Below are 12,628 nucleotides of genomic sequence, written 5' to 3' on the forward strand. Positions count from 1 at the left end.
ATGCATCCCCTTTTAGAAAAAGCTCAACAACTAAAACAGCAACTTAACTTTAATTGGTCGCTGATTTTTGGAGTGAGTTTTTTTCTGGTTGTGGTTATAGGCTTAGTACAAATAACCACAGGTGTATCTGATTGGTTAGTTGAAAATAAAGATGCTCAAATTAAGCACCTTACAGTGCAAGGGCATCCCAAATACACAGATGAAACGGCAATTATAAAAGCAATTAAAAAAGCCGATTTAAGTAGTTTTTTTGAACTTAATGTTAAGCACGTGCAGCAGCTAGTTCAAGACTTGCCTTGGGTTGCTACCGCTTCGGTACGTAAACAATGGCCTGATACTATACAGGTGTATGTAGTTGAACATGAAGTAGTTGCTCACTGGAATAGCGACTTGTTGCTCAACCAAAGTGGCCAAGCATTTCAAGCCAGCAGCGATAAGTTAGATGATAACTTACCACAGTTATATGGCCCAGAAGGTAGCGAAGAAGAGGCGTGGGTTGCTTTTAAGCAATTTGATGAAATGCTCAGAGTTAATGGTTTAACATTAACAAGTTTGGCATTATCGGAACGTTTTTCGTGGCAACTTTGGCTAGATAACGGGATTCGCTTAAATTTAGGGCGTAAAGATAAAGCCAAGCGTGTACAACGTTTTATAGACGTTTATCCACGAATGGAACAACGTGCAGATGCACAAGTAGATACAATCGATTTACGGTATGATACCGGCCTTGCAGTAAGCTTTAAGCCAATGCAAGAAGAACAATTACAAAATAAGAGTAAGGCATGACTAAGTCAGCAGAAAGAAACCTAGTAATAGGATTAGACGTTGGCACCTCGAAAGTGGTTGCCACGGTAGGTGAAATCACCGCAGATAACAAGCTCAGCATTGTTGGTGTGGGCAGCCAAGTATCTCATGGTATGGATAAAGGCGGCGTTAACGATTTAAACTTAGTGTCTGAGTCTATTCGACGAGCAATAGACGAGGCCGAGTTAATGGCTGATTGTCGTATAAGCTCTGTGTATTTGGGTATTTCTGGCAAACATATACAGTGTCAAAACGAAAGTGGTGTGGTGGCAATCAATAACACCGAAGTCACTGACGAAGATATTGAAAACGTAATACATATTGCGCGTTCTGTGCCTATTTCAGCAGAGCGTAAAATGCTGCATGCATTGCCGCAAGAATACAGCATTGATATGCAAGAGGGCATTAAAAACCCACTAGGCATGAGCGGCGTTCGTATGGAAGCGCGTGCACATATCATTACGTGCTCAAACGATATGGCAAAAAATATCGAAAAATGTGTAGAACGCTGTGGTCTTGAAGTCGATCAACTTATCTTTACTGCACTTGCGTCTTGCTATTCTGTACTAACTGATGACGAAAAAGAGCTAGGTGTTGCAGTACTTGATATTGGTGGCGGTACTATGGATATCACCATTTATATCAATGGCGCACTTCGTCACTCTGCGGTTATTCCAGTGGCGGGTAACCAAGTTACTGGTGATATTGCAAAAATATTTCGCACACCTATATCACATGCAGAGTCACTCAAAGTACAATACGCATGTGCTAGTAGCCAAATGGCAAGTAGCGAAGACACAATTGAAGTACCAAGTGTAGGCGGACGACCAGCAAGGTTAATGTCGCGCCATACATTATCTGAGGTGGTAGAGCCTCGTTTTAGAGAGTTATTTGAGCTTGCGATGGAAGAAATTCGTCGTTCAGACTTAGAAGACCAAATTGCGGCAGGTCTCGTTATAACAGGCGGAACTGCTAAAATGACTGGCGCTATGGAAGTGGCAGAAGACATCTTCCAAATGCCAGTAAGAATAGGCAAACCAATCGGGATGGTTGGTTTGACAGACTATGTAGATGATCCTTCGTACGCAACCGCTGTTGGTTTGTTACAATACGGGCGTACCATGCAATCGATGAATGCACAAAAGTCGAAAGCAGAGGATAACAATAATTGGTGGAACCGCATTACTAAATGGTTCCAAGGCGAGTTTTAAGACTCAAGTCGGAGAGTAAACATGTTTGATATAATGGAACAACACAGCGAAGAAGCTGTAATAAAAGTAATCGGCGTGGGCGGTGGTGGCGGTAACGCTGTTGAGCACATGGTAAAACAACAAATAGAAGGCGTGCGTTTTATAGCCGCTAATACGGATGCGCAAGCATTACGTAACTCTGCTGCCGATATCACAGTTCAACTAGGCACGCAAATAACCTCTGGGTTGGGTGCGGGCGCAAACCCTGAAGTAGGCCGTAAGTCGGCTGAAGAAGATGCAGATACAATTCGTGCCAGCCTTGAAGGCGCCGATATGGTATTTATTGCAGCCGGTATGGGCGGTGGTACAGGTACTGGTGCAGCACCGGTAGTTGCTAAAATTGCTAAAGAACTCGGTATTTTAACTGTTGCAGTTGTAACACGTCCTTTTGATTTTGAAGGTAAAAAACGTGCAGCAGCCGCTGAACAAGGCATTAATGAATTGTCAGAAATTGTAGATTCACTTATTACAATTCCTAACAATAAATTGCTTAAAGTTTTAGGGAAAGGGACTACACTTCTAGATGCCTTCGCTAAAGCTAATGACGTATTATTTGGTGCGGTACAAGGTATAGCAGAGCTAATTACACGTTCTGGTTTAATTAACGTGGATTTCGCCGATGTTAGAACTGTAATGTCTGCAATGGGTACTGCAATGATGGGAACGGCGTCTGCGTCAGGCCCTGATCGTGCACAAGAAGCTGCAGAAGCCGCTATCTCAAGCCCACTACTAGAAGACGTTGATTTAACAGGTGCTAAAGGTATCTTAGTTAATATTACCGCTGGTATGGACATTGCGATTGAAGAATTTGAAATTGTTGGTAATCACGTTAAAGCACTTGCGTCAGAAAACGCAACGGTTGTTGTTGGTGCGGTAATCGACCCAGAAATGACTGATGAGCTACGTGTAACGGTTGTTGCAACTGGTTTAGGCGGCGATCGCCGTCCACAGTTTGGTATTGTTGATAACGGCTTTAAAAAAGCATCAGGTTCTGATGTTGCAAGCACATCAAACCAAACGAGCAGCATGTACGTACCAAGCTTTGCAAGCCAAGATACAAACGCTGAAGAAAACACGACTAAAGAGCAAGCGCAAAGCAAAGAAAAAGCGCCTTCAACGAGTTCAAGTAGTTCAAGTTCTTCAGCGCAAAATAGTAAAAAAGCAGATAAATCAGAAGGTGGTGATTATTTTGATATTCCCGCTTTTTTACGTAAGCAGGCAGATTAACATTTAATAATACTTTTGTTTGAAATATGTACAAATATTGAAAGGCAAAAGGATTTATGTTAAACTCCGCCGTCTAACTGTAACTGATTTAAAAGTGAGCATACCTATGATTAAACAGCGTACGATTGCACAAGTAGTCAAAGCCATAGGAATTGGACTTCATAAAGGTGAGAAGGTCACAATAACTCTCCGACCTGCGAGCGCAAATACTGGGATTGTATTTCGTCGTGTCGACCTTGATCCGGTTGTTGATTTTGAAACAACACCTGAAGCCGTTGGTGATACGCAGTTGTGTACCTGTTTAATTAACAAAGATGGTGTTCGCTTATCAACTACTGAGCATCTTATTGCAGCTGTTGCTGCAATGGGCATTGATAATCTAATTGTAGAATTGGACAGCTCAGAAGTGCCGATTATGGATGGTAGTGCATTACCATTCATATATCTGTTACAAAAAGGCGGAATTGAAGAACAAAACGTTGCTAAACGCTTTATCCGTATTAAAGAAAAAGTACGCATTGAAGAAGATGGTAAGTGGGCTGAAGTTGAACCATATGATGGTTTTCATATCGACTTTGAGATTGCATTTAACCACCCAGCTATCAATGAAAGTCGCCAACGTATTGGGTTGGATATAACAACGCAAAGCTTTATTGAAGAAATTAGCCGTGCGCGTACTTTTGGATTTATGAAAGATATTGAATACATGCATGCAAACAACCTAGCGCTAGGTGGTAGCATGGATAGTGCTGTGGTACTTGATGAATTCAAAGTTTTAAATCCTAATGGCTTACGTTATAGCGATGAGTTTGTTAAGCACAAGATATTAGACTGTGTTGGTGACATGTTTATGACAGGTCATAACCTTTTAGGTAAAGTAACAGCATTTAAATCGGGTCATGATTTAAATAATAAATTACTTCGTAAAATTATGGCTACAGAGTCAGCATGGGAGTGGGCAACATTTGAAACGCCTGTGACGATGCCTGCACCCGGTCTTGAGTTAGCTCCAGCCTAAAAGCAGTAAAAGAACAGCTCACAAACAGTTATAAAAAATGACGCTAATTAGCGTCATTTTTTTTTGCGTAAAATTTACTCTATTATAACTCTAAAAGATCTTGTAACTGATTTAAATGAGTTACTGTATAGGTTGGTTTTATTCCATCGGCTAATTGTTCACCAGGGTGTTGTAACCAGCAAGTATCAATACCTGCATTGTTGCCGCCAAGTATGTCGCTTGCAGCAGTATCACCCACCATAAGTATCTCGCTTTTATCTGGGTTACCCATTAGCTCAAATGTGTGCTCAAAAATCGCTTTATTTGGTTTTGCTATACCCACAAGTTCAGATATTACTAACCATTCAAACATATCTTTTAAGCCAGTATGCTCAAGGCGTACGGTTTGTAAGCGGGCAAATCCGTTAGTAATAATACCTAATCGAGCATTTGGCTTAAGTTTATTTAAAAGCTCAATAGCACCAGGTAATGGCTCGCAAATTTGCGCCATAGCATCTAAAAAAGCATCGTTTAGCTCTTTTGCGGGCACATTAAGTTTTGAAGCCCACTCATTAAAGCGTGTTACTTGTAAGTAATCTGCGCTAATAGTGCCATTTTGATAATCAACCCACAGCTGCTTATTGGTTTTTTGATAATGAACATAATCGTCTTGGCTAAAATCTACGTTGTAAGCTTTAAACATGCGAGTCATGCCCGCTAAAATATCAAACCTAAATAAGGTTTCGTCTGCATCAAACAATACATAGTTGTATTTCATTAAACTTCCTAAATTAATTTGTTTGGCTGTAGAGATCTACGTGTAGAAAGGGCGCCATAGCTAAAGTGAGTGCTTGTGTGTAGGTGCTTTCGCGCGTGGCGTGATTGTTTGTAAGTAACCCAATAGCGCCCCCTTTTTGTTTAACGTTGGTGGTATTAAATGCTTTGTCCATTACATCGCCAAGCTCTTCGCCATTAAGTAAGGCGTTAAAAAGCACTTGAGGCAAGGGGAGGTTGCTGCTGCGCCCTACAACCTGATTTAAGGCATTATCAATAACTACGTAAGCAAAGGTTGCTGCACCATAGCTAAATTGCTCTGCACCGCCTTCCATTGCCACGTAGTAGTGAGCTTGGTAATGCTCTTTGCAATAATTAACACGGTTTTGTGCGCCAACACGTGTTTCTTCTTCGCCAATAGGTTGATCTGGCACATTGGATGGAGCATCAACACCTTGGCAATCAATTTCATGTTCAGGGAAATACATTGCAAAAATATGTTTAGCCGCGTTAATTTTGACAGGGTTTTTAGAACCCACAATAATTTTTAATGAGTACAACACAATGTCCCTTATTGTTACTAAAATCAGCAGTGTACGTGAGAGAGCTCAATCTTAGAAGAGGAGTTAAATAGGTATATCCAAAGGTGCTAAGTTTTCCAGTGCACGCTTTTTCAAAATAATATCTTTAATAAGTGGAGTAAGAACCAGCTCCATAGCTAAGCCCATTTTGCCCCCTGGAACTACAAGCGTATTAATACGAGACATAAAACTGCCTTCGATCATCCGTAAATAATAAGGAAAATCAACATCATCAATACCCCTAAAGCGAATAACTACAAAGCTTTCATCAAGCGATGGAATATCTTTGGCGCTAAATGGGTTTGATGTATCAACAGTCGGCACGCGTTGAAAATTAATATGGGTACGAGAAAACTGTGGGGTAATATGATTTATATAGTCATCCATACTGCGCACAATAGAGCCCATAACCGCTTCGCGAGAATGGCCTCGTTCGGATGTATCGCGTATTAATTTTTGAATCCACTCAAGGTTAATAATTGGAACCATGCCTATTAATAAATCGACATGCTTTGCAACGTCTACATCTTGATCAACTACACCACCGTGTAATCCTTCATAAAACAAAATGTCAGTATTATGATCAAGATCTTGCCAAGGTGTAAATGTACCTGGTAATTGATTGTACGGTACGGCTTCATCAAAGGTGTGTAAGTAGCGGCGTAACTTTCCTTGACCTGTTTCGCTATAGTTTTCAAACAACGTTTTTAAAGCGCCAAAGTCATTGGCCTCTCGGCCAAAGTAACTAATATGTTTACCTTCTTGTTGTGCTTCTCGAACTTTTTTATCCATTTCGGGGCGAGTGTAACGATGAAAGCTATCTCCTTCGACAAAAGCCGCTTGAATATTAAGGCTACGGAAAATATGTTTAATTGCATTCGTTGTGGTGGTTGTACCCGCACCAGATGAACCCGTAATCGCAATAATAGGATTTTTAGCTGACATGTTAATTCTCTTTTTTAGGACCAGGTTTTATAACCAGACTAAACTTAACATTATTTTAAGTCGTTTGGGTATCTTAAGAGTTGACTGACTTAGCTCAAGTGACGCCATCAGCAAATAACGTTATCATGAGGTGCTTAAAATTAAAACGAGAGAAAGCATGAAACTTATTAAACCATTACTTGGATTATTTTCTATAGCAGCGCTGAACCCAATAGTGGTGCAGGCTAGCATGCCAAAAAGCCAAGTATTACTTGCTGATTTAAATACACCTTTCGGGGTACAAGTTAGTATAGTGAGCGATAAAAATAGTTATAACAACCAACCGCACTTAACAAGTACAGGTCTATACTTTACTCATGAAGTAATTAATAAAGGGCAAAGCCAAACTGATATTGCTTATTATGATTTCACGTCAAAAAAAGTTACCAATATAACTAACTCTCCCGTAAGCGAATATTCACCAACAGTTATGCCAAGTGGTGATGCGATATCAGCGATTGTTGTAGAAGCTGACGGTAAGCAAAAATTGTGGCAATACCCACTCAAAAATGAAGATGCGCCAAGTCGTATTTTTGATTGGATTGAACCTGTTGGATACCATGCATGGGGTGTTCAAAATGATTTAGTGATGTTTATTTTAGGAAAGCCTCACACTCTTCAATATACTTCTGTTGCACAAGCGAAGGGGGAAATAGCTGCCAGTAATATTGGCCGAACGCTTATTTATAACAACTCAATGGCTGCATTTTTATTTACTTACACTAAAAACGAGCAACATATTTTAGCGAGTTTTAATCCACAAGATAAACAAGTTGAAGACCTATTAAGGTTACCGGCTCAAGTTCAAGATTTTATTTTAAAAGATAATACGACCATTGCTTATGCTATTAAAAACCGCGTTTATCAGCGTAAACTTGATGGAAGTGATGAAGTATCGCAATGGCTTAATTTAAGCACCTACTGCGAAGCAAATATAACAAGAATGAGTTACAACAATGAAAAACTCGCTTTTGTATGTGATATAACAAAGTAAAGCAGACAAATAAATTCAGATTTTATTGTGTGTATGCGTTAATCTAATACGCAAATTAACTAATAGGGATTACACGTGGCTTATAGTGCAGACGAGCTGACAGAACAGCTTATTAAATTACAGTGTAGAAGTAATTTTAAAATTAAAAACATTGCAGAGTACATGTTAGTAAACTCTAAAGAAGCATTTTATACTCACAGCGAAAGCGGCAAGGGTAAAATAGTAATTCGCCCGGCATTTGAAGTATTTAGCGATGATTTTAATGATATTGATGGCGTAACGCGTGCGCAAGGGTATTTTCATAGCAGTGAGATGACACGTTTTCCTACGCGCATTTTTAAAAGCGCTCAACCTATTCACTACGGTGTTGCGTTTAAAATAAACTCTGAGCAAGCAGCAAAAGATTTTATAGCTAAACTTACGATGATTATTGGTAATTAATAAAGCAAAAATATAAACGTAAACATAAACGTAAAAAGCCGCTGAATTTATATTCAGCGGCTTTTGTATTTTTATAGCTTAATAAGCCTAATAATTACTTACTTTTTAAGAAACTATTAACCGATTCAAGTTCGCGTGTTTTAAGCGCAATACAATCGTTTGTGCTTTCTTCAAGCTTACTTAATGTACGCGCGTAGCCAGCTACATCTGCTACTTTTTCGTTAAAGAAGGTCTTCGTTTTAGCTAAGCTTTCTGCATTACAACTCGCCGTTGTAAAGTACGGTAAGTTAGGTATAAAGAACGGCGGTAAGCTTGCTGTTACTTTATCGTAGTTACTGTAAACCCAATCAATAAATAATGCTTGGCGCTCATCTGTGTAACTTTGACCCGATAAAATAGTACGCATGTCAGATGCTGTTACTTCATCCGTTAAGCTGTAAGCTAATACCGCTTTTTGTAATTCAGGTTTACCAAAAAAGCCCATAGCTGCAAGCATGTTAGTACGTACTTGTGGATCTTTAGTCGTTTTAAACGTAGTCATGAATTGATCAAGCAGTGCTTTATCGCCATGAAAAGCAGCAAGAGTTAAGTACGTACCCGCTAAGTAAGGGTCTACTTTTTGTGGATCATTTAAATAAGCTTGTGTTTGTTCTTTCGCTTTTTTGATTACATTTTGATCTTCACCATCAAAACCTAATAGTGACACCACGGCTGCTCGAAGTTGTGCAACAGCACCGTCTTCTCCAGCTTTAGCTTCTAGGCCATATTTTTTAGCCGCAGGCGTTACTGCACCGCGAATAAATTCTGGCCATAGGTCTTTATTGCTATCGTCTTTAAAAGTACGTTGTTGCGATACTAAGTAACCTAGCGCGGTATTTGCTACGCGAGGATGGCTATCGCTTATGAATACTTCAAGAGTTTGCATTAATTTAGCTGCAGATATAACACCAGCATCAAGTAGTGCGTCAGTAGCCGATAACAACGCCAAGCGTTCACGGTCACTCAGTACGCTTGGCGCCTTTTTAACAAGTGCGCTAAATTGTGCATCATCCATTACCCAGCGATAGTAGCCTAGTGCACCTTGGTCAGGATAAATCCACTCTGGTTCAAAGTCTAAATCTAGTGTTTGGCTTTGTTTATTAAGTAATACGTTTGCTGTTTTTACTTTATCGCCAGCACCATATTTAATTGCAACTGGTACATTCCATAACTGCTCTGGCGCATCAACGCCTGCGTTTACAAAGCGGCTTTGTGAAATAGTTACTTTGCTACCTTGTTGAGTTACTTTAACGAGCGGAAAAGAAGATTGCTCAATAAACGATTTTAAAACACTCGCTACGTCTTTATTTGACGCTTTACCCAGTGCTTCCCATAAGTCGGCCGCTTCCGCATTTTTATACGAAAACTCTTTTAAGTAGCTTTGTATACCTTTTTGAAATGCATCTTCGCCAATCCAATTTTCGACCATAGCAAGTACTGAGCTACCTTTACTGTAAGCAAGACCTAAACCATCCATAATGTCGGCTTCGGTTTTAATTGGCTTACGAATAGGCTTAGTACTTAAACGTGCATCAAGTGCCATTACGTTGTTTTGTGGCAGGTCTAAGTGCGATTCAAACTCAGGGTTAAGCTGCTTAGTAATTTTTGCAGCCATCCAGCTAGCAAATGCTTCGTTTAACCATAAGTCGTTCCACCATTTCATGGTTACTAAATTACCGTACCATTGGTGAGCAAGTTCGTGAGCAATAATTGATACATTACGTTGTTTTTTACTGCGGGTTGCGGCAGCTAAATCAACTAATAAAATATCTTCTCGGTAGGTTACTAAGCCGGAGTTTTCCATTGCGCCAAAGGGAAACTCTGGTACTGCTACTGAGTCTAATTTTTTGTAAACGTAAGGAATACCAAAATACGCTTCAAGTGCGCCCAGTACTTTTGGCATGTTTTCTTTTGCATATTCAGCTAAGTGAATTTTACCTTGAGGGGTAATTACACGGCCAGGAATTGGCATGCCTTTAATATCTAATTCTTCAAACGGGCCAACAGCCATAGCGACTAAGTATGAAGGGATTGGCGGCGTTTTATCAAAATAGTGTGTGGTCATATCGCCATTAACTGTTGTTTTTAGCTCAGGCGTATTTGAATATACTTTTTGTGATGTAGGCGCAGTGATTGTTAGCTGAAATGGGATTTTGTAACTTGGCTCGTCAAAAACAGGAAATGCACGTCGTGCATCACTCATTTCAAATTGAGTAAATAAGTAAGGTGTACCTTGATCTAACGTTTTGTATAAACCAACGCTTTGACGATTATATGGCGCTGAAAAATCAACTTTAAGGGTGTATTTACCTGGTTGAATTTGCTCATCACAGCTAAATTTAACTTTACCTGTTTTAAGCATCTCGTTGTTTAAGTCACAGTTTTCGTCGCCAAGCAGCTGCGCCATTTTAACAGCGTAAGCTACGCCATTTAACTCAATGTATTTTGTTGGTTTTAGTACTTCTAGGGAAATCTCAGTCATCCCTGTGAATGTATCTTGGCTCGGATCGAGTGTTAACGATACCTGTTGAGAACTTGGTTTTGCGAGTTTTTCAATAACGAATTCGTTAGCGTTTGCAGCACCCATTGCCAAAGCAACGCTCACTGTTAAGAGGCTTTTAAGAAACATAGTGATCCCTAGATTGTTGTTGTTAGAAACTACCCTAAATAGGCTTTTATGCTCATATTATTAGGGGGTTAGATATCCTAACAGTTTTTTTTAATAGAGTAATTGATTATAACGGTGACTTTAAGGGGAAATAGTAACAAAGTTTGTCAGTGGCTTTCGCGTGTTATAAAACGCTGCCAATGCAGGTGTGAGTTAATAATACGTATTTTTTGGATCACGTTATTTAATAAAAGCACGTCCTTAAATTCATTGTGTGGGTATTCGTTAAATCCCATGAGGTAATTAAAGGCGTCTTTAGAGTTGGCTTGCAGAGCATGTATACGCACTTGTTGCTCAAAGTTAAGACGAAGGCTGCTTATGGCTGTTTTCATACCGAGTTGATCAACGTTTGGTATATCACACTTTTGTAAATAGCCGGCTCGCTCACCTTCACCTGAAAACCAAATACGGACTTTTTCACTGTATCTGCCAGTTTTAGCGGGTAAGTCGAACATTAATCGTTGTTGATTTTGTGATTTCATGAATGCTAAGTATTCATTAAACCCGGCATCTATAAGTGCCTGATGCACTGGAACTAAGCGAGGTTTTATCTTACCGTGAGTATGAAAATTAAAACATAAGACATCTTTTTCAAGAGACAGATCATCAAGCGTTAGATAGCCAATTTCATCGCTATAAGCACCACTGTAATATGCAATTAAAGGAAGCCAAAAATGCCAGTGTTTTGGTTGCTCACGTGCAACTTTAAAATCACCGTATATATATCCATTATAAAGAGTGTGCAGTTCCATGGCTGAAAAGGGTCGGCGACCAAGATGGGTTTTCAACGTAATACCTTGAAAATAATGATGTGTTTTATTTTATACCCAACTAGCAGTAGATGCTAGTCGGGTTTTATCCGCTCTTAAAATAAAGCGTATAAAGTATTACTCACTTAATGCGCGAGCTAAACCAGTAGGTTCAATCTCTGTACATACTTGGTCATCATTCCAGTTAATGCCAACAAGTGCGTTATCTTCATTTAAATCTTCAACCCATGCATCTAAAAATTCATCAAGATTTATTTCTACAGGGCTGTAGTCTTTCCACTCTTCTTTACATTGCGCTTTAGCTGCTTCTTCACTTTCCCAAAGCAGTAGTACGTCAGTTTCGTCAAATTGGTTAGAATCGCACACTACAAAGCCATTATCTTCTGCACCAAGTGCCCAAATTACTTCGCTAACACGTACTTTTTCTACAAAGTTAACTAGTTGTGATTCAATTTCGATATCGCTCATGTGTTTACCTTTTTAAATTAGTGACGAGGATTAGTATCTATTGCTGCTTGACGCTTGCCATATTGCTTATGAAAAGCAACAAGCTCTGAATACTGACTAAAGTCAGTTAATTCACGAAAGCAAATCCAATCAAGCAGGCAGTATAAACTGATGTTGAGGTATTCACAGCTTTTAAATTCTTCATCACTTAAATGGGTATTTAAAAAGCTTAATGTTTGTTCAATTCGTTCGTTTTGCAAATTAAAAAAGAGTTTATCGCTTTTGGTGTCAAATCCAGAGCGTTCACATAGCAGCATTTCTACTAGCGAATCGTTACAGGCATTTATAGTCGTAAGTAAGTGCTCTTGCGGCCACGTTAGTTTTGGTTGTCCTGTTTTTTCAAGTAAATAGCGCAATATAGAATTAGAGTCACTAAGTGTTAAGTCGCCATCTACCAGAATGGGAATCTTTCGAGCTGGATTTTTACTGGCCATAGTAGGGCGATCTTGCTCAGAAAATATATCAAGACTCACAAGCTCTAGTTTACAGTTGTTTTGTTGTGCCCAAATTCTAATTCGGCGCACGTAAGGTGAAGGTACAGAACCAATTAATTGCATAATTACTCCATAAAAAAGCCGCATAAGCGGCTTTT

Annotated in this window: 13 protein-coding genes; 6 read left to right on the top strand and 7 right to left on the bottom strand. The window is 39.5% G+C overall.

The genetic code is table 11. The annotated features are described in order from the left end of the window. The 4 genes from H5115_RS07045 to lpxC all read left to right on the top strand — a co-directional run bounded on the left by H5115_RS07045 (window position 1) and on the right by lpxC (window position 4,299). On the top strand, window positions 1-786 hold the full coding sequence (locus H5115_RS07045) for a cell division protein FtsQ/DivIB (protein WP_182681711.1): 786 nt from the start codon (window positions 1-3) through the stop codon (window positions 784-786). Next, window positions 783-2,015 carry a cell division protein FtsA gene (gene ftsA / locus H5115_RS07050; RefSeq protein WP_182754459.1) on the top strand — a complete coding sequence of 411 codons (1,233 nt, stop codon included), beginning with the start codon at window positions 783-785 and terminating at the stop codon, window positions 2,013-2,015. The genes H5115_RS07045 and ftsA overlap by 4 nt, the downstream gene beginning before the upstream one ends. A gap of 21 nt (window positions 2,016-2,036) precedes the next feature. Then, window positions 2,037-3,281, top strand: a complete 1,245-nt coding sequence (ftsZ, locus tag H5115_RS07055) for a cell division protein FtsZ (RefSeq protein ID WP_058154155.1) — start codon at window positions 2,037-2,039, stop codon at window positions 3,279-3,281. A 106-nt stretch (window positions 3,282-3,387) separates the two neighbouring features. Next, window positions 3,388-4,299, top strand: coding sequence for a UDP-3-O-acyl-N-acetylglucosamine deacetylase (gene lpxC, locus H5115_RS07060; RefSeq protein ID WP_002957999.1), 912 nt, complete (start codon window positions 3,388-3,390; stop codon window positions 4,297-4,299). A gap of 82 nt (window positions 4,300-4,381) precedes the next feature. Here the strand turns inward: lpxC and yjjG are convergent, their stop codons facing one another. The 3 genes from yjjG to H5115_RS07075 form a co-directional block, all read right to left on the bottom strand. After that, window positions 4,382-5,056, bottom strand: a complete 675-nt coding sequence (gene yjjG / locus H5115_RS07065; protein ID WP_182754461.1) for a pyrimidine 5'-nucleotidase — start codon at window positions 5,054-5,056, stop codon at window positions 4,382-4,384. Between the two features lie 13 nt (window positions 5,057-5,069). Further along, on the bottom strand, window positions 5,070-5,615 hold the full coding sequence (yjjX, locus tag H5115_RS07070; RefSeq protein ID WP_182754463.1) for an inosine/xanthosine triphosphatase: 546 nt from the start codon (window positions 5,613-5,615) through the stop codon (window positions 5,070-5,072). Between the two features lie 63 nt (window positions 5,616-5,678). Further along, window positions 5,679-6,578, bottom strand: coding sequence for a phosphoribulokinase (locus H5115_RS07075; RefSeq protein ID WP_002958002.1), 900 nt, complete (start codon window positions 6,576-6,578; stop codon window positions 5,679-5,681). A 157-nt stretch (window positions 6,579-6,735) separates the two neighbouring features. On the opposite strand from H5115_RS07075, the gene H5115_RS07080 reads away from it, so the two are divergent. Further along, on the top strand, window positions 6,736-7,611 hold the full coding sequence (locus H5115_RS07080; protein ID WP_182754465.1) for a hypothetical protein: 876 nt from the start codon (window positions 6,736-6,738) through the stop codon (window positions 7,609-7,611). Between the two features lie 75 nt (window positions 7,612-7,686). Further along, window positions 7,687-8,052, top strand: a complete 366-nt coding sequence (locus tag H5115_RS07085) for a hypothetical protein (protein ID WP_007376965.1) — start codon at window positions 7,687-7,689, stop codon at window positions 8,050-8,052. A gap of 94 nt (window positions 8,053-8,146) precedes the next feature. Here H5115_RS07085 and H5115_RS07090 read toward each other — a convergent pair whose 3' ends face one another. From H5115_RS07090 to H5115_RS07105, 4 genes are all read right to left on the bottom strand, one after another. Then, the gene (locus tag H5115_RS07090) at window positions 8,147-10,720 is read right to left on the bottom strand and encodes a M1 family metallopeptidase (RefSeq protein WP_182754467.1); all 2,574 of its coding nucleotides are present in this window, start codon (window positions 10,718-10,720) and stop codon (window positions 8,147-8,149) included. Window positions 10,721-10,866: 146 nt separating this feature from the next. Then, window positions 10,867-11,547 (bottom strand): hypothetical protein, encoded by a 681-nt coding sequence (locus H5115_RS07095; RefSeq protein WP_024605975.1) that lies wholly within the window; start codon window positions 11,545-11,547, stop codon window positions 10,867-10,869. Between the two features lie 99 nt (window positions 11,548-11,646). Further along, complete coding sequence (locus H5115_RS07100; protein WP_002958007.1) at window positions 11,647-11,997, bottom strand: DUF2750 domain-containing protein; 351 nt, start codon at window positions 11,995-11,997, stop codon at window positions 11,647-11,649. Between the two features lie 17 nt (window positions 11,998-12,014). Continuing rightward, window positions 12,015-12,593 (bottom strand): glutathione S-transferase family protein, encoded by a 579-nt coding sequence (locus H5115_RS07105; RefSeq protein ID WP_024605976.1) that lies wholly within the window; start codon window positions 12,591-12,593, stop codon window positions 12,015-12,017. Between the last annotated feature and the right edge of the window lie 35 nt (window positions 12,594-12,628).

The organism is Pseudoalteromonas sp. SR44-2 (assembly GCF_014163745.1).
GTDB classification, from domain to species: domain Bacteria; phylum Pseudomonadota; class Gammaproteobacteria; order Enterobacterales; family Alteromonadaceae; genus Pseudoalteromonas; species Pseudoalteromonas distincta.